Here is an 18,123-nt window from a genome sequence, read left to right on the forward strand (position 1 = left end):
GATATACAGATTAAAACCAATTTGAAAACGAATAAAAAAAATAGCCTTCTCTTCACCTTTTTATCCTTGACATTGTTATTGACATTGTTATTGAACATTTCTTTTGGTCAAGTGGCAATTCCGGTGAAAGAAGTTTTCAGAAGCTTGTTTGGTGGTCAAGCCGAAAAGGAAACTTGGGAATACATCATTATGAATTTTAGATTGCCCAAAGCAATTACGGCAACATTAGTTGGTATCGGACTTTCGATTAGTGGTTTGTTAATGCAAACATTATTCAGAAATCCATTGGCCGGACCTTATGTTTTAGGTTTAAGTTCGGGTTCCAGTTTGGGCGTTGCTTTTGTAATTCTCGGCGCTGGACTTTTGCCTGCCGTTTTTTCACAATTCTTATTATCGTCATACGGCATCATTTTGGCTTCCTGTTTGGGTAGTTTATTGGTTTTACTAATGATTTTAATCGTTTCCCAACGCTTGCGCGATACGATGTCGATATTGATTGTCGGACTCATGTTCAGCAGTTTTACCGGTGCGATTGTGAGTGTATTTAGTTATTTCAGCACGGCTGAACAATTGCAGAAATACACTTTTTGGTCGATGGGAAGTATAGGCAATTTGTCTTGGCAGAATATTACCGTATTAGGCCTATCGGTATTCATGGGTTTACTATTGAGTTTACTGACTTTAAAAGCTTTAGACGCTTTATTGCTTGGAGAAAATTACGCCAAAAGCATGGGTTTAAACCTAAAAAAATCCAGATACACCATCATTTTTGCCACCAGTATTTTAGCCGGAAGTATTACCGCTTTTGCCGGTCCGATTGCTTTTGTTGGCTTGGCCGTTCCCCATTTGGCTAAACTAATCTTTCAAACCAGTAATCACAAAACCTTATTTTGGAGCACAATATTAATTGGTGCTATTATTATGTTATTTTGTGATATGATTTCTCAAATGCCGGGCTTTGATTTTACTTTACCTATCAATGCCATTACTTCAATTATTGGTGCGCCGGTGGTTATTTGGTTAATCGTCAGAAAAAAAAGCATGACCTAAATGAGTTCCTATAAAACCATATTATCAACGACCAGTTTAAGCATTGGATATCCTGCCAAAAGAGAAAATCATGTCATTGCCGAAAATTTAAATTTGAATTTGGTTGAAGGACAATTGATTTCACTCGTTGGTGCTAATGGCATTGGAAAATCTACTTTATTGCGAACGTTAACCGGCATTCAAAAGCCTTTAAAAGGTGCTGTGCTCTTGCGCGAAAAAAACATTACTGATTTTCAGGCTTTGGAATTGGCACAAAATTTAAGTTTGGTACTGACCGAGAAATTACCGCCAAGCAACCTGACTGTTTTCGAATTAATCGCTTTGGGAAGACAACCTTATACGAATTGGTTAGGAAATCTTTCAGCTGAAGATTATGAAAAAATCAACCAAGCTATTGAATTGACACACATCAAACATTTGGTAACCAAAAAACACCATGAAATCAGTGACGGTCAATTGCAAATTGTACTTATCGCACGAGCATTGGCACAAGACACGCCGCTGATTATTTTGGATGAACCAACGACGCATTTGGATTTATTGCACAAAGTTTCGGTTTTCAAACTGTTGAAAAAGTTGTCTCTGCAAACCGGTAAATGCATTTTATTTTCAACACACGATATTGATTTAGCGATTCAATTAAGTGATGAAATGATCGTCATGACGGAAGAAAACTTGGTTCAAGACCAACCTTGCAATTTGATTACAAAAGGCATTTTCAATACCCTTTTCAAAGACGATTCTATCACATTTGACGGTGAAAAAGGAAAGTTTATTATTAATTGACAATTACTTCGATGAACACAAAAACATTATTAATTGTAAATTATCCATTATCAATTGATAATTGCCTTTTAGCTTCGCCAACCACAAAAGCCACCGAATTGGCAATGTTATAACTGCGGATTAAATTCGACATCGGAATGGTCAAATGATTTTCGAATTGCGCTAAAACTTCTTGACTCAAACCAACACTTTCTTTCCCAAAAACCAACCAATCTTCCTCCTGAAATTCGGCTTCGTAGATCGATTTTGTAGCATGAGAACTCATCAAAAAAACTCTTGATTTATCAGGAATTTGTGCTATCCATTCGTTTACATTTGGATATTCTTTGACTTCTAAATGTACCCAATAATCCAAACCGGAACGCTTTAAGTTTTTATCGGTAATCTCAAAACCATAAGGCTTAATTAAATGCAAGCGGTTTTCAGTTCCAACACATAAACGACCAATATTTCCGGTGTTGTTTGGGATTTCGGGTTCGACTAAAACGATGTTAAGCATTTTCAGATTGTTAGATTATTAGACTTCTTAGATTGTTAGAGGTTGAATTTATCGACTTCTAAAACTTCTCCGGCTTTGAGTTGCAAAGATATATTCCCGACGCGAATTCTCACCAATCTTAAAGTCGGAAATCCAACGGCAGCAGTCATTTTTCGAACTTGACGGAATTTGCCTTCGGTTAGCGTTATCGAAACCCAACTGGTTGGTCCATGACGTTCCTCTCGAATTCTCCTGCCGTCGCCTATGGAATCGGGTAACTTGTTTAGGAGTTTGGCTTCGCAATTTTTAGTCGTATAACGAATGCCTTTAAAACCGATTTCTACTCCATTTTTTAATTGTTCAACCGCTTCTTGCGTAATGATGCCATCAACTTGGGCATAATATTCTTTTTCGATGGTTTGGCTTCTCACGATTTCACTCATCATTCCATCTGTAGTCAATAAAAGCAAACCTTCCGAATCTTCATCCAAACGCCCGATGGCCATGGTGCCTTCGGGGAAATTATAGAGTTCGCCGAGCAACTTTTTGTGTCGCTTTTTCTCATAAATGAATTGGCTCAAATAACCGTGTGGCTTGTGGATTAGGAAGTGTTGGTGCATTGGTTTTATTTGGAACAAAAATACATTTTTCAATTCCACCATTTCGATTTTATCCTTATTTTTACCAAAAAACATATTCTTTATAATGTCAGAATCTCTATTTATCATCCTTGCTTTTATCATCGCCTTAGCCATTGGAATTTTCTTGGGCAAAACACTTTTCGCCGCCAAATCACAATCGGATAAAGCTTCGTTGGAAGAAAAAATCAATGGTTTATTTCAACAAATTGAGCAACTGAAAAATCAAGTCAACCAAACGGTTCAGGAGCGCGAAAACATTCGCACCGAAAAAGAGGCGTTGGCGATTCAATTGTCCAAAAAAGAAACCGATTTTGAGAATCTTTGGGAACGCAACAAAGAGCAAAAAGACGAGGTTGAAAAACTACAGGAAAAATTTACCAAAGAATTTGAAAATTTGGCCAACAAAATTTTAGAGGAAAAAACCACGAAATTTACCGAGCAAAACAAAGAAAACCTCAAAAATATTTTAACGCCTTTACAAGATAAAATCCAGCTTTTTGAAAAGAAAGTGGAAGACACGCACAAAGAAAGTATCGACTATCATGCTGCGTTACGCCAACAAATATTAGGCTTGCGCGAAATGAACGAGCAGATGAGCAAAGAAACTTTGAACCTAACCAAAGCCTTGAAAGGCGACAGTAAAATGCAAGGCAATTGGGGCGAATTGATTTTAGAAAGAGTACTAGAAAAATCGGGCTTGGAAAAAGGTCGTGAATATGAAGTACAGCAAAGTTTTACTACCGAAGAAGGCAATCGCGTTTTCCCTGACGTCGTGATTAATTTGCCTGATGGCAAGAAAATGGTCGTCGATTCAAAAGTAACTTTGACCGCTTATGAACGTTATATCAATGAAGAAGACGATACTGTAAAAGCTCAATATTTAAAAGAACATGTTATGGCATTGAAACGCCATGTCGACCAATTGAGTGAGAAGAATTATCAGGATTTGTACCAAATGGAAAGTCCGGACTTTGTATTGCTTTTTATTCCGATTGAATCTGCGTTTGCCTTGGCATTGAATGAAGATACTTCACTGTACAACAAAGCTTTTGAGAAGAATATTGTGATTGTTACGCCTTCTACGCTATTGGCAACCTTACGCACAATTGACAGCATGTGGACCAACCAAAAGCAACAAGAAAATGCTTTGGAAATTGCAAGACAAGCCGGAGCTTTGTATGACAAGTTTGAAGGTTTTGTGGGCGATTTGGTGAAAATCGGAAAGAAAATGGACGAAGCCAAAGTCGAGTATCAAGGTGCGATGAATAAGCTAGTTGAAGGAAAAGGAAACTTAGTGACCAGCGTTGAAAAATTGAAAAAAATGGGTGCCAAAGCCAAGAAAGCTTTACCCGAAAATATCCTAACCAGAGCTGAAAAAGATGAATGAGAATTATAAAAGTGTAGACACTTCCAAGATTACGATAGCTGAATTGATGTTGCCTTCACACACCAATTTTAGTGGTAAAATTCACGGTGGTTATATCTTGTCTTTGCTAGATCAAATTGCTTTTGCCTGTGCTTCTAAATTCTCCGGTCATTATTGCGTGACGGCTTCGGTCGACACGGTTGATTTTTTGAATCCGATTGAAGTCGGCGAATTGGTAACCATGAAAGCCAGCGTTAATTATGTTGGCAAAAGCTCCATGATTGTTGGTATCCGAGTTGAAGCAGAAAACATCGAATCAGGTGCAATAAAACACTGTAATTCGAGTTACTTTACCATGGTCGCCAAAGATGAAAATGGCAATAATACACCTGTTCCGGGATTGATTTTATCCAACGATGAAGAAATCAGAAGGTTTTGTAATTGCATTAAACATATTGCCCTAAAAAAAGATAAAAATTTACATGAAGAAGTTTTCGATTATAAGTCGGATACTGCTATAGAAAAACTAAAGAATTATCATGTAAAATTAGCAGGGTTTTAGCGCAAAACTTAAGGTATTCTTATAAAATTTTAAAAAAACCTAATACTAATTATGTAATTGATAGGATATTATATTTTTTTTATTATTTTTGGGTTGCATTTTAAAAAACTTATGAAAAAATATTACCTACTAGCTTCCGTTTTACTAATAGCCGTTACGATTTTTTATTCTTGTTCAGACAACGATGATGAATATACTCCGGTATCTCCTGTTGTGGTTGATTTGACTCAAGTTCCTTATCCTAAGCTATCAGATTACCATTTTTTTGAAGGCGACTTGAAAGACCAAATCCCTTCATTAAATGTTATTCCTTATGAGCCTGCAAGCGTTCTTTTTAGCGATTATGCTCATAAAAAGCGATTTGTATGGATGCCGCCTGGTGCCAAAGCCACTTTTGAAGGTGATGGCAAAATTCTAAACATGCCTGTAGGCTCTGTTTTGATCAAAACTTTTTATTACGACAAAGTACAACCCGGAAATACAGAAATGATCATTGAAACCCGAATCATGATTCGAAAAGATACCGGATGGATTTTTGCTGATTATGTTTGGAATGACGAACAAACTGAAGCCACTTTAGATTTGGCAGGAAGTTACAAACAAATTACTTTCAAGGACGACAATAACATCACTAAAGATGTTAATTACAGAATTCCATCAGAAGTACAATGTATCGTATGTCATAAATTCAAAGAAGAAGTTAACGGTAGCGAAGTAACCCGATACATTCCTATTGGAATTAAACCCCAGAATTTAAATTTCAACTTTAATTACGGAGGTACTTCACAAAATCAATTGACCAAATGGATTGAGCAAGGTTATTTAGAAAACAATTTTACTTTACCAACACCAGAAAATACAACGATTAATTATAACGATACTTCAAAACCTTTGGCATCAAGAGTTCGTTCTTATTTTGATATCAATTGTGCTCATTGTCACAAAGAGCAAGGGCATTGTGATTACAGACCTTTACGCTTAGCGTTTGGAGAAACCGGTGGCACTAACGGACTAACCAATATGGGTGTTTGTGTTCCTACAGAAGATATGCAGGATTTCAATCCGGATCTTAGCAATTTAGTTACACCAGGGAAAATAGATCAATCAATGTTATTTCACCGGGTGAATACTACCAATGAAGCATTCAGAATGCCACTTCATGGACGAACTTTAATTCATGATGAAGGTATTTTACTAATAGAAGAATGGATAAACTCTTTACAAAGTTGTCCGTAAAAATAAAAACAAACAATTTAAACCAACCTTTAATAATGAAAAAAATTACCCTATTTTTTATCTTGCTTTTTGTCGGTAATTTGTCTTTCGCACAAGACAATTGTGCCACGGCACTGCCAATTACTGCCGGAACACATATTATCAGTACAATAAACGGAACACAGTTACCAACTGTAGCATGTTCGTTTTCAAATGCTAATACAACAGCAGCTGAATGGTATTCTTATACACCGACACAGAACTACACCGTAACCGTAACATCAGATTTGATCGAAAACATCTGTAAAGATACCAGATTAAGAATCTACAGCGGAAACTGTACAGTTATGACTTGTGTAGACGCTGACGACGACGACGGTGTAATCACCTGTAATTCGGGAAACAACAATTCTTATCTCTCGAAAATAACATTCAATGCTATCGCAGGAACTACCTACTATATTGTATGGGATAACCGATATGCTTCAACGGGATTTAACTTTCAAGTATCTGAAATCCCTGCCGGATACAACCCTTGCAATTCGGCTGTAGCAGTTAGTGCTGGTCCAACGACGGTTAGTGCAATTGACCAAATCAACATCAACACATCATGTTCTTCTGCGGCTTTATCTAAGTGGTATTCTTACACACCAACCGTGAATGCAAGTGTTACTGTTTCTTCTGATTTAGCTGAAAATATCTGTAAAGATACTTTCTTTAGTGTTTATACAGGAAATTGTACCTCGGGATTAACTTGTCTGACTAGTGATGATAATTCAGGTGTTATTACTTGTAATTTTGGCAATACTAATTCTAACTTATCCACTAAAACATTTGATGTAGCAGCAGGTTCAACATACTATATAGTATGGGATAACCGTTGGAGTAACAATGGTTTTAACTTTACAATCACTGAGGTGCCAATCATAGTTCCGGTAAATTATACTACTCAAAATCTTGCGTCATTGAACAGCGGTTTCAATAATTGTATTGTTGACATGAATGGTGATTACAAAGATGATCTTGTAGGAGTTAGTGACAATAACATGAGAGTACATTTTCAAGGGAATGGAGGCACTTTTACTACCACTGACTTTCCAATAACAGGAACAAGTGATATGCCTTATTGGAGTATGGCTGCCGGCGATTATAACAAAGACGGATACAATGATTTACTTCTTGGAAGTGGCGGTGGTTTGACTTTTTGGAGATCTAACAATACCGGAACTGCTTACACTAACATCAATCCATCTGATTATATTTTCTGTCAAAGAACCAATTTTGTTGACATCAATAATGACGGAAATTTAGATGCTTTTTCTTGTCACGATGTGGCGCCAAACGTTTACTATATTAACGACGGTAGTGCTAACATGCAATATTACCAATCAGGCACAAGTGGTGCATATATGTTAGGAATTACGCCTAGCGGTGGAAATTATGCTTCTTTATGGACTGATTTTGATAATGATGGTGATTCAGATATGTTCATTTCAAAATGCTCAGGTCCTCCATGTGAAATGCACAGAAATGATGGCAATGGTGTTTTTACTGATGTTTCAGCTTTGGCACAAATTAATGTTACGCCAATCCAAACGTGGTCCTCTGCAATAGCCGATTTTGACAATGATGGTGATATGGATGTAATTATTACTGCAAGTGCAGGAACACACAGATTTTTCAGAAATAACCTTGAATCAAACGGTGGCGTTATAGGAGCTTTTACCAATATCACTGCTGGTTCAGGATGGGATACAAATACCTCAACCAACATAGATAACATCGCTTATGATTTTGACAATGACGGTCGTGTTGATGTTCTTGGTGGTGGTGGTAAAATCATGTTCAACCAAGGAAACAATGTTTTTGCTCCGGTTAACTATAACGGAATCAGTGTTGGAGCTGTTGGGGATTTAAATAACGATGGTTTCATTGATTTCCAAAATGGAACTACAATTCGTTACGCAGTGCCAAACGGCAATAATTGGTTAAAAGTAAACTTCCAAGGAATACAAAGTAACCGCAACGGAATTGGTGCTCGTGTTGAAATTTATGGCCCATGGGGAAAACAAATCAGAGACGTTCGCAGCGGAGAAGGATTCAGATACATGAGTACTTTAAACGCTCATTTCGGCTTAGGTACTGCTAGTACAATCAACCAAGTAATCGTAAGATGGCCATCAGGTATTGTAGATACTTTCAACAATGTCGCTCCAAACCAAGCATTATTAGTGGTAGAAGGTGCAACTCTTGCAACCAATGCTTTTGAAACTTCTGTATTTACCGTTTATCCAAACCCGGTTAAAAGCATCATTAATATTTCAATTAACACTGCTAACCCTGTAGAGTTTAAATTGGCACAGATTTATGATTTAAATGGAAGAATGGTACAAGAAAGTGCTGTTCAAAATCAAAGCATTGTTGTTGACCATTTAGCTACCGGAACTTACATCTTAATGCTAAGAGACACACAAGGAAAAGATTATTCTCAAAAATTCGTTAAAGAATAAAACAACTCTTTCTTTAATCCATAAAAAAAGTCCTCTTGTTCAACAACAAGAGGACTTTTTATTTATACCTTTTTAAGCATTTAAAACACTCTCAACAAATTGAATCCGAAGAACACATCACCTTTGCCCCAATCTCCGGTTGAATTTCCTAAGAAACCTGATTCATGCATACCTTGTGAACTGCTGAAATGCATTTGAAAAACATGCCCACCGGTTTCTAAATCAACACCGATAGAAAGCGGGTCACGAAACTGCGAAGTGCTCGAACGGTTTAAATGCGCTGCATAATCAACATTGACAGACCAACGCTTCGCAAACTTATACCTTCCGCCCATTCCGATGGCATACTGACTGTTATCTTGATTGTTATCAATCACAAAATTTTCATGGAAATAAGTTGGAGATAATTGTAAAGACAAACTATTACTAAACTTTCTGGACACCAAAAGTTGGGTCACATAAACCAATCGATTGTCAAATTTCATTTCCGGATAAAGACTTTCCTTTAAAGTGTTGTTAATCGCCAAACTGGTAAAACCGGCAATAGCCACCGGAAAACCATTCGTCTCTTGGGATTTGAGTAAGAACTTACTTGAAAAATCATACGCAATTTCACTTCTGGCACCACTAATCGTTAACCAATCATTTAGGCCGTAAACAAATTTCAATTGGGTTACCGCTTGATCTAATCCGTAGAAACCTTCAAAACCGTCTTTAACCGAACCGAATCGGTGTGCCACTATAAAATACAAATCGCCTTTAGCAGCCAATTTAGTAGATTCTAAATTGACAATTTTCAATGCTTTGAAAGCTGATTCTACTTTGCTTTTTCCGGCAGCAGCGGTGTCTATTTCACTCAACAAATCATCTTGGGCAAACATTCCCAAAGGAAGCAATAACAATAACAGTACTTTTTTCATAACTAAATTTCTATTTATTAAATACAACAATTTTTTTTAAACTTTGGTGAATCCTATTTTACTATGGTACATTGGTCCATTTGAATCTCTTCCAGTAAATCATCAAAACCTACCAATCTTCCTTTTAAATTGATTGAATCCTGAAGTTTAATATTTTCTGGAAGCGTTGTGGTAAATCGGGCTGATAACTTTTCATCAACCGTAATAATTTTATTATCAAAATCGATATTTGATATCTTTCCTCTTAAGGCTAAAGTCTTGTCTAAATATTTGGTATTAGCCAAACTATCATTGGTGGTAAAAGCATTAAAAACTTCTTTCACTGTAGCCGAATAATTGGCTTCTTCTGTTGCAATATCTCTATGGTCTTGATAAATGTATTTATAAACCCCAAATCCAACCACAATTAAAATAAGTCCTAAAATAAAAACCTTTTTCTTCATAATAACGTTAATTTATAGTATCAATAGGTAAACTTAAGTCATTTTATTTATTAAATTTATTCAAAAAAATTAAAATCATGAAAAAGAACACCATCTTAATTTCCTTTTTATTCCTCGGCACAGTTCTTGTCAGTAGTTGCACTAACGATTCATCGGCTGATTTATCAGACATAGACGAACTTGATGAAGTGACTTATACTAATACCGTAAAAAGTATAATTGACAACAACTGTATCATGTGTCATGCCGCAACACCGGTAAACGGAGCACCAATGTCTTTAACAACATACGAGAATGTTAAACAAGCGGTTCTTAACCGAGGATTGTTAAACCGAATATCAAGAGCGCAAGGCGAACCGGGAATGATGCCTAACGGTGGAACCCGTTTACCACAACCAGTAATCGACCAGGTTCAAGCATGGGCCAATCAAGGTTTAATCGAATAAATTATGATTATGAAAAAAATATTGTTTTATGGATTGTTGTTAGTTACGGCACAAAATTTTGCCCAAACTAAACTGGTAACCAAAACCGGAAAAATTACTTTTGAAGCTTCAGTACCTGCATTTGAAGAAGTAAAAGCTAAAAACGAGGCCGTTACTTGTATTTTAAATACGGAAACGGGAGAAATTGCCAGCTTGGCTTTGATGAAAGGATTTCGCTTTAAAGTAGCTTTGATGGAAGAACATTTCAACGAAAACTATGTGGAAAGCGATAAATTCCCAAAATCAACTTTTAAAGGAAAAATAGATAACTTTGATTTGAGCAAACTTACCGCAACCGCCAAAGAATATACCATCAAAGGAAAACTCGAACTACACGGTAAATCAAAAGACATTGTTGTCACCGCCAAAATTAAAAAAACCGATGCCGGTGTAGAAATAGATTCTAATTTCTCTGTAAACACTGATGATTACGGTATTGAAATTCCGAGTGTTGTCAGTAAAAAACTCACCAAAAAAGTAGCCGTAACTTTAGATGTTACTCTTAAATAAAAAAAATCTCCTGAATCATCAGGAGATTTTTTTTTATATTTCTTTTTCCATCACAAAATCATCCATTACATAACCGCTACCAATATCGATTACTTCTTCTTCAATAATGTCAAAGCCCAACTTCTTATAAAAATGTTGCGCCGAATTGTATTTGTTGACATTTAAAAATACCGCGGTGTTATTTTGACTCTTAGCTTCATCAGCAATATAATCCAATAAAACTTTACCTGTGCCTTTCCCTTGTTGGGTTGACAAAACATAAATTTTGTGAATCTTAGTCTTTTTTGTTCTATTGTAATCAAACTCATAAGAAGCAAATCCAACTGAAATGTTATTCTCTTTGGCTACAATAAAATGATGTTGTTTTTCATTCGCCTGCCATTGCAAAGCTTCAATACTGTACATCATATTCATCATATAATCAAGTTGGGCTTGGCTTAAAATTGAACCATATGTTTTGGGCCAAACTTCATTGGCAATCGCTCTGACATCAGTAAAATTAGAATCCGAATTGTTTTCAATAACTATCATTGATTATTTTTTAAACGCAGATTCGTAGGTTTTAATCCAATCCTCGACAGAAATTTTCTGGGTTAATTCGGCTATTAAATCATACGGAATGTCATCAAACTTTTTGAAACGCACACAACTTTTTCCCATATCGAGTTTGTATTTACAACGCTGAGTGTATTCCGCCACAAACCAATCGTACAAATTTTTATCCGCATAAATACCCATATGGTAAAAAGCCACAAAGTTTTTTTGCGAAGCCATACCCATAAATGGCAACGGATCTTTTGGATTACAATGATAGCCATTCGGGTAAATAGAATGTGGAACTGAGTAACCCATCATCCCATAACCCATCATTTCTTCAAAGCCTTTGGGAAGATTTTCTATAATTGTTTTTCGGAGTTTTTGAATCACTTCTTTTCGGTCTGAAGGCAACTCATTAATGTATTCCTCCACAGTTAGCGCTTTTGATTGCATGGTTGTATATTTTGTTTCTCAAAAATAGAAATAATTTTATAGATTTACGTATTGATTTTTATTACAAAGCGATGTCCAAAAGTGAACTCAGAAAAGACAAAACGTGCTTGAATTGCCGTTACGTTGTTGAAAATAAATTTTGTCCCAATTGTGGTCAGGAAAACACCGATACCCGTAAAACTTTTGTACAACTGTTTGTGCATTTTTTTGAAGACCTAACCCATTACGAAAACTCCTTTTGGAAAACCATCAGGAACCTAATGTTTAAGCCTTCGTCGTTAACCAAAGAATACCTTTCAGGTAAGCGAATGTCATATCTTGCGCCTATTCGGCTGTACATTTTTATCAGTTTTGTGACTTTCTTTCTTTTTTCTGTTATTCCAGATAGTCCGAGCGATGAAACTGTTAAGGTCAATGAGAATCAAGCCAAGCCGATGGAGCAAATAATCGTTACTGAAGCAGATTCGATTAACAAAGCGAAAGACAACCTTGAAAAAAAGAAATGGATAGCCGATATGGAAAAAAATGGCTATATCGATAAAAAAGTTGCCGATACACTCCAAAAAACTATTGATGACAAAAAAGCGCCAACTGACGGTAGTGATTATATGAATTTCGGTTACCGATCTGTGGAGCATTTAGATTCCATTCAAAAATTTGGCAAAGCCGACGAAAAACTGAATGGTTTTGAATATTGGGTGAATAAAAAAATCTTGATGGTCAAAAAAGGGAGAACACAAAAAGAAGTTTATGACAAAGTAACCGAATCATTTATCCACAATATTCCAAAAGCATTATTCATTTATATGCCTTTATTTGCCTTCGTACTTTGGCTATTTCAAGATAAAAAAAGATGGTATTATTTTGACCATGGTATTTTCACTTTACATTATTTTTCCTTTTTGTTATTGGCTTCCTTAATTCTCGAATTATTTAATTTCTTTATTGGATTGATGGGAGATAATTCGATTGCTAACGGTTTCATTTACATCATTGACGCCATCATCGTTGTTTATATGCTTTATTATTTTTTTCCGGCGCACCATCGTTTTTACGAGCAAAGTAGGATAAAAACAATTATCAAAGGTATCTTGATGTTCTTTATCAATATGATTATCCTAACCTTTATATTAGTTGGGCTTTTTTTCTATTCGTTTATTAACATTCATTAATTATGACAAAAAAAATAATGCTCTCATCACTATTGATTGTTGCCTTCTTTATAGGTTGCAACGTTCAAAAAGAAACTGTAAAAAAAGCTTCGGAAACTAAAATTAATTTGGGTCTCGGAACTTATATTAATACTATTTCAACCGAAAGTTTACGCACTAATTTAACTTACATCGCTTCCGACGAAACCGAAGGTCGTGAAACCGGTAGTGCCGGACAAAAAAAGGCCGGAAAATTCATGATTGATTTTTACAAGAAACACGGCGTATCTTTTCCAAAAGGCGCTAAAGATTATTACCAAACCGTTCCCGCTGCCTTTTTGAATGCGAAACGAAATGAAAACTTACCCGATTCGGAGAATATTTGGGCTTTCATAGAAGGTTCCGAAAAGCCGGAAGAAATTGTGGTAGTTTCGGCCCATTACGACCACGTTGGCGTTAAAAACGGAGAAGTTTACAATGGTGCCGATGATGACGGTTCGGGAACTGTTGCTTTAATGGAAATGGCCGTTGCTTTTCAAAAAGCCAAAAATGAAGGTCATGGTCCAAAGCGCTCCATTTTAATCTTGCATGTAACCGGTGAAGAACATGGTTTACACGGTTCGCGCTATTATGCTGAGAATCCTTTATTCCCTTTGATCAATACGGTTGCCGATGTTAATATTGATATGATTGGTCGCCGCGATGATTTGCACAAAGACAGTAACAATTATATTTATGTAATTGGTTCCGATTATTTATCGACTGACCTGTACAACATTTGCGAAAGCGTGAATAAAGAATATACCAAACTTGACTTAGACTATAAATACAACGATAAAAAAGACCCCAACCGTTTTTATTATCGTTCTGATCATTACAATTTTGCCAAAAACGGAATTCCATCAGTATTCCTTTTTAACGGTACACATGCCGATTACCACAAAGCCTCAGATGAAGTCAGTAAAATAGAGTTTGATGCACTAACCAAACGCACCCAATATGCTTTTGCTATTGCTTGGGAAATTGCCAATAGAAAAGACCGACTAATTGTAGACAAAAAAGAGTAACAATTAGTCGGTCTTAAAAGACTTTTTTGAAAATTTAGTCTAAAGCTGCCAAATATCTTTCAGCATCTAAAGCTGCCATACAACCTGTTCCAGCAGCAGTAATCGCTTGACGATACACATGATCGGCAGCATCACCGGCTACAAAAACACCAGCAACATTGGTTTTAGAAGTTCCAGGAACATTAATGATATAACCGGTTTCGTCCAACGTAATGTAATCGGCAAAAATGTCTGTATTGGGTTTGTGACCAATGGCTACAAAGAAACCGGTTGCCGGAATCGTAATTTCTTCACCTGTTGTTTTGTTTAATGCTTTTACTTCATTTACCACTTGGCCGTCACCAATCACCTCAACGGTATCGTGGTTCATTAATATCGTAATATTTTCTGTTTTGCGTACTCTTTCTTCCATGATTTTTGAAGCTCTGAATTTCTCACTTCTAACCAACATGGTTACTTTTTTACAAAGTTTTGATAAATAATGCGCTTCCTCACAAGCCGAATCTCCGGCTCCAACAATCACTACCTCTTGGTTTCTGTAAAAGAACCCGTCACAAACCGCACAAGCAGAAACACCGCCACCGGTTTGTAAATAATGTTGTTCAGAAGGCAATCCTAAATATTTAGCCGAAGCTCCGGTAGAAATAATTACCGTTTCAGCGTGTAGTTCAATGGTATCGTTAATCCACACTTTGTGAATTGGTCCCGAAAAATCAACTTTGGTGGCCCAACCGTCACGAACGTCAGTTCCGAAACGTTTGGCTTGTTCTTGCAATTGTACCATCATTTCCGGACCGGTTACCCCATCAGGATAACCCGGAAAATTTTCTACTTCATTGGTGGTGGTTAATTGTCCACCAGGTTGTGTTCCTTGGTAAAGCACCGGATTCATATTAGCTCTGGCGGCATAAATAGCGGCGGTATAGCCCGCAGGACCTGAACCAATTATAAGGCATTTAATTTTTTCTATAGTATCTGACATGATTTATGTTTTATTTCGTTTGCAAAGGTAACTCAATAAAATGAAAAATTAAATCTCCTCAAATCATAAAAAGCTATCAAAAAATAATTTTATATTATGCTTTGAAAAATAAATAATAGCATTATATTTGCACTCGCTTTCGGGGTGTAGCGTAGCCCGGTTATCGCGCCTGCTTTGGGAGCAGGAGGCCGCAGGTTCGAATCCTGCCACCCCGACCAGTAAATCCTTTCTGTTGCAAAACAGAAGGGATTTTTTATTTCAAATGAATTCAGGTTTACCTGAAAATTCATTTAAAATAAAAAAGACCAGCAGTTTGTCAAAACTGCTTAAAGATTTACTTGTAATAGAGTCCTATCTCAGGATATCCAATCCTGCACAGAGAATACCTCAACTCGTTGAAGGTATTATTAAAATGAAAAATAATTTGAATGGAACATTCAAAAGGATTTACTTGTAATAGAGCTCTATCTCAGAATAGGTAATCCTGCTAAAACTACTCAATTTCTTAAAGTCTCCTACTCCTTTTTCCCTTTCTCTATTTTCTTTTCTCTTTTCTCTAAAAAATCAAATTCTCTTCCGATATAATTTCTATTTTTGTTCTCAGTAAAAATAACACAACAACATATGCTGATTATCGGAATTGCCGGAGGAACAGGAAGTGGAAAAACAACCGTAGTTCACCAAATCATGAATGAATTACCCGAAACGGAAGTCGGGGTCATTTCTCAAGACTCTTATTACAAGGTAAACAATAACCTAAGTTTTGAAGAAAGAGCCTTAATCAATTTTGATCATCCTCGCGCCATCGATTTTGACCTTTTGGTACAACACTTAAAAGATCTAAAAGCAGGCAAAACCATTGAGCAACCGGTGTATTCCTTCATCACGCACAACAGAACCGATGACAGTATTGTTACACATCCTAGAAAAGTAATGATTGTTGAAGGAATTTTAATCTTAACCAATCCTGAACTTCGTGATTTATTTGACGTCAAAGTATTTGTGCACGCCGATTCTGATGAACGTTTAATCCGAAGACTAAAAAGAGACATCGCCGAACGCGGACGTGATATGGAAGAAGTATTAAATCGTTACCAAACGACTTTAAAACCAATGCACCAACAATTCATAGAACCAACCAAAGTGTTTGCCGATATCATCATTCCAAACGATAAATACAATACGGTTGCCATTGATGTGGTTCGTGCCGTAATCAACCAAAGAATTACCTAAAAAAACCATACATGAGCTTCTTTAAAAACCTAACCGATAACTATCCTATCCTGAAAATTTTGGGAAACCGATATGTTATAGTGTTGTGTTTTTTTATCGTGTGGATGCTTTTTATAGACAATACTTCCTATATGGAACAACGAGTGTTGAACAAACAACTCGACGAATTAGAAGACAACAAAAAATACTATCAGGACGAAATCAGAAAAGACCAAGAGAACATCAAACTCCTCAAAAATCCTGACCAGATTGAAAAATACGCCCGCGAAAAATACTATATGAAACGCGACAGCGAAGACGTTTACATCATCGAATTTGAGGAAGATTCTCTGAAAGAAGAACAATCCAAGTCAAAATCTTTATAACTGCTAACCATGGCTGACAATTTATTCAATGGATTCGAAACGGTGTCTTCCAAACAATGGAAACAACAAATTCAATACGAACTCAAAGGTGCCGATTATAACGAAACTTTAGTTTGGGAAAGTCCCGAAGGAATCAAAGTGAAACCTTTCTATCATAACGATGAATCGGAAACCAAATTTGAAATTACTGCAAACGAAAATGCCTTTTCGATTCTTCAAAATATTTTCGTTCACGATGTCAAAAAGTCAAACGAACGCGCTTTAGACACTTTAAATCGCGGTGCCGAAAGTATTCGTTTTACGATTGAGAACGATTCGATTGCAGTGGAAGAATTAATGGAGAATCTTCCTTTGGGCAAAACCCAATATTTTTTTTATTTGCCTTTCCTTTCAATCGATTTCGTAAATAAAGTCGATGATTTCAAAACAAAAAACAACGCCAGTATATTCCTCCAAATAGATCCTATCGGGCAATTGGTTAGAGACGGCAATTGGTTCGAAAACTTAGACAAAGATTTTGATAAATTGAATACCATTGCTTCTAAAGCAACTACTCCTTTCTTAAATATCAGTAGCGGAATTTACCAAAATGCCGGTGCTAATATGGTACAACAATTGGCGTACACTTTGGCACACATTAATGAATATTTTAACAGAATTCAAAATCTGAATCAGCCTATAACCATTGAAGTAGCCGTTGGCACCAATTACTTTTTTGAAATCGCCAAATTACGTGCGCTGCGATTATTATTCAATACGTTAGCAAAGGAATACAACCATGATTTCGATTGCCATATTATCGTGACACCAACCAAACGCAACAAAACTTTATACGATTACAACGTCAATATGCTGCGTACGACAACCGAATGCATGTCGGCGATTTTGGGCGGTGCCAACAGTATTGCCAATTTGCCTTACGATGCATTGTACCATAAAGACAATGAATTTGGCGACCGAATTGCGCGTAACCAACTATTAGTTTTAAAACACGAAAGCTACTTCGACAAAGTGAACAACGCTGCCGATGGTGCTTATTATATCGAATCTTTGACCGAACAATTAGCTGAAAAAGCCTTGTTGTTATTCAAGTACATCGAAGCCAATGGCGGTTTGATTACCCAATTAATCGAAAGCAATATCCAAAAGAAAATCAGTGAAAGCGCAGCTAAAGAACAGGAATTGTTTGACAGCGGCAAAGAAGTTTTATTGGGCACCAACAAATACCCTAACAAAAACGACAAAATGAAACACGACTTGGAATTGTATCCCTTCGTAAAACAAAATCCGCGCAAAACTTTAATCACTCCGATTATTGAAAAAAGATTAGCCGAGAAACTGGAGCAGGAACGACTGGCACAAGAATAAA

The 18,123-nt window shown here is 36.4% G+C and carries 20 protein-coding genes and 1 tRNA gene; 14 read left to right on the forward strand and 7 right to left on the reverse strand.

Going from position 1 to position 18,123, the window contains the following annotated elements:
* Window positions 1–21: 21 nt before the first annotated feature.
* Both B3C16_RS10080 and B3C16_RS10085 read left to right on the forward strand, forming a co-directional pair.
* Window positions 22–1,050, forward strand: a complete 1,029-nt coding sequence (locus B3C16_RS10080; RefSeq protein WP_121313301.1) for an iron ABC transporter permease — start codon at window positions 22–24, stop codon at window positions 1,048–1,050.
* On the forward strand, window positions 1,051–1,836 hold the full coding sequence (locus B3C16_RS10085; RefSeq protein WP_291131338.1) for an ABC transporter ATP-binding protein: 786 nt from the start codon (window positions 1,051–1,053) through the stop codon (window positions 1,834–1,836).
* Window positions 1,837–1,876: 40 nt separating this feature from the next.
* On the opposite strand, the gene B3C16_RS10090 is transcribed toward B3C16_RS10085, so the two are convergent.
* Window positions 1,877–2,335, reverse strand: a complete 459-nt coding sequence (locus B3C16_RS10090) for a tRNA (cytidine(34)-2'-O)-methyltransferase (RefSeq protein WP_291131340.1) — start codon at window positions 2,333–2,335, stop codon at window positions 1,877–1,879.
* 35 nt (window positions 2,336–2,370) lie between these two features.
* Window positions 2,371–2,934, reverse strand: coding sequence for a pseudouridine synthase (locus B3C16_RS10095; RefSeq protein WP_291131562.1), 564 nt, complete (start codon window positions 2,932–2,934; stop codon window positions 2,371–2,373).
* A gap of 85 nt (window positions 2,935–3,019) precedes the next feature.
* On the opposite strand from B3C16_RS10095, the gene rmuC reads away from it, so the two are divergent.
* The 4 genes from rmuC (at window position 3,020) to B3C16_RS10115 (ending at window position 8,608) form a co-directional block, all read left to right on the forward strand.
* Window positions 3,020–4,342: a DNA recombination protein RmuC gene (rmuC, locus tag B3C16_RS10100; protein ID WP_291131342.1), complete on the forward strand. Its 1,323-nt coding sequence runs from the start codon at window positions 3,020–3,022 to the stop codon at window positions 4,340–4,342.
* The gene (locus B3C16_RS10105; RefSeq protein WP_291131344.1) at window positions 4,335–4,883 is read left to right on the forward strand and encodes an acyl-CoA thioesterase; all 549 of its coding nucleotides are present in this window, start codon (window positions 4,335–4,337) and stop codon (window positions 4,881–4,883) included. The genes rmuC and B3C16_RS10105 overlap by 8 nt, the downstream gene beginning before the upstream one ends.
* 111 nt (window positions 4,884–4,994) lie before the next feature.
* Window positions 4,995–6,119: a hypothetical protein gene (locus tag B3C16_RS10110; protein ID WP_121313291.1), complete on the forward strand. Its 1,125-nt coding sequence runs from the start codon at window positions 4,995–4,997 to the stop codon at window positions 6,117–6,119.
* A 35-nt stretch (window positions 6,120–6,154) separates the two neighbouring features.
* Window positions 6,155–8,608 carry an FG-GAP-like repeat-containing protein gene (locus B3C16_RS10115; protein ID WP_291131346.1) on the forward strand — a complete coding sequence of 818 codons (2,454 nt, stop codon included), beginning with the start codon at window positions 6,155–6,157 and terminating at the stop codon, window positions 8,606–8,608.
* Between the two features lie 80 nt (window positions 8,609–8,688).
* On the opposite strand, the gene B3C16_RS10120 is transcribed toward B3C16_RS10115, so the two are convergent.
* Window positions 8,689–9,528 (reverse strand): DUF5777 family beta-barrel protein, encoded by an 840-nt coding sequence (locus tag B3C16_RS10120; protein WP_291131348.1) that lies wholly within the window; start codon window positions 9,526–9,528, stop codon window positions 8,689–8,691.
* A 53-nt stretch (window positions 9,529–9,581) separates the two neighbouring features.
* Window positions 9,582–9,971 (reverse strand): OB-fold protein, encoded by a 390-nt coding sequence (locus tag B3C16_RS10125; protein ID WP_291131350.1) that lies wholly within the window; start codon window positions 9,969–9,971, stop codon window positions 9,582–9,584.
* A 77-nt stretch (window positions 9,972–10,048) separates the two neighbouring features.
* Here B3C16_RS10125 and B3C16_RS10130 point away from each other — a divergent pair, with 77 nt between their 5' ends.
* Window positions 10,049–10,417, forward strand: a complete 369-nt coding sequence (locus B3C16_RS10130; RefSeq protein ID WP_291131352.1) for a hypothetical protein — start codon at window positions 10,049–10,051, stop codon at window positions 10,415–10,417.
* Window positions 10,418–10,426: 9 nt separating this feature from the next.
* Window positions 10,427–10,966 (forward strand): YceI family protein, encoded by a 540-nt coding sequence (locus B3C16_RS10135; RefSeq protein ID WP_121313281.1) that lies wholly within the window; start codon window positions 10,427–10,429, stop codon window positions 10,964–10,966.
* A 33-nt stretch (window positions 10,967–10,999) separates the two neighbouring features.
* Here B3C16_RS10135 and B3C16_RS10140 read toward each other — a convergent pair whose 3' ends face one another.
* A complete protein-coding gene (locus B3C16_RS10140) occupies window positions 11,000–11,497 on the reverse strand; it encodes a GNAT family N-acetyltransferase (RefSeq protein WP_291131355.1) in 498 nt (165 codons plus the stop codon).
* Window positions 11,498–11,500: 3 nt separating this feature from the next.
* Window positions 11,501–11,956 (reverse strand): DUF1801 domain-containing protein, encoded by a 456-nt coding sequence (locus tag B3C16_RS10145; protein WP_121313277.1) that lies wholly within the window; start codon window positions 11,954–11,956, stop codon window positions 11,501–11,503.
* 71 nt (window positions 11,957–12,027) lie between these two features.
* Here B3C16_RS10145 and B3C16_RS10150 point away from each other — a divergent pair, with 71 nt between their 5' ends.
* Window positions 12,028–13,128 (forward strand): DUF3667 domain-containing protein, encoded by a 1,101-nt coding sequence (locus B3C16_RS10150; protein WP_291131357.1) that lies wholly within the window; start codon window positions 12,028–12,030, stop codon window positions 13,126–13,128.
* 2 nt (window positions 13,129–13,130) lie between these two features.
* Window positions 13,131–14,174, forward strand: a complete 1,044-nt coding sequence (locus B3C16_RS10155) for a M28 family peptidase (protein ID WP_291131359.1) — start codon at window positions 13,131–13,133, stop codon at window positions 14,172–14,174.
* Window positions 14,175–14,208: 34 nt separating this feature from the next.
* Here B3C16_RS10155 and trxB read toward each other — a convergent pair whose 3' ends face one another.
* Window positions 14,209–15,156 carry a thioredoxin-disulfide reductase gene (gene trxB, locus B3C16_RS10160; RefSeq protein ID WP_291131361.1) on the reverse strand — a complete coding sequence of 316 codons (948 nt, stop codon included), beginning with the start codon at window positions 15,154–15,156 and terminating at the stop codon, window positions 14,209–14,211.
* Between the two features lie 140 nt (window positions 15,157–15,296).
* On the opposite strand from trxB, the gene B3C16_RS10165 reads away from it, so the two are divergent.
* The 4 genes from B3C16_RS10165 (at window position 15,297) to B3C16_RS10180 (ending at window position 18,122) form a co-directional block, all read left to right on the forward strand.
* A tRNA-Pro gene (locus B3C16_RS10165) sits at window positions 15,297–15,374 on the forward strand.
* A gap of 406 nt (window positions 15,375–15,780) precedes the next feature.
* Window positions 15,781–16,389 carry a uridine kinase gene (udk, locus tag B3C16_RS10170; protein WP_121313271.1) on the forward strand — a complete coding sequence of 203 codons (609 nt, stop codon included), beginning with the start codon at window positions 15,781–15,783 and terminating at the stop codon, window positions 16,387–16,389.
* A gap of 11 nt (window positions 16,390–16,400) precedes the next feature.
* Window positions 16,401–16,754 (forward strand): FtsB family cell division protein, encoded by a 354-nt coding sequence (locus tag B3C16_RS10175; protein WP_121313269.1) that lies wholly within the window; start codon window positions 16,401–16,403, stop codon window positions 16,752–16,754.
* Between the two features lie 9 nt (window positions 16,755–16,763).
* On the forward strand, window positions 16,764–18,122 hold the full coding sequence (locus tag B3C16_RS10180; RefSeq protein WP_291131364.1) for a methylmalonyl-CoA mutase subunit beta: 1,359 nt from the start codon (window positions 16,764–16,766) through the stop codon (window positions 18,120–18,122).
* Window position 18,123: the final 1 nt, after the last annotated feature.

The sequence above is a fragment of the Flavobacterium sp. UBA7682 genome, assembly GCF_002482945.1.
Classification (GTDB): Bacteria; Bacteroidota; Bacteroidia; order Flavobacteriales; family Flavobacteriaceae; genus Flavobacterium.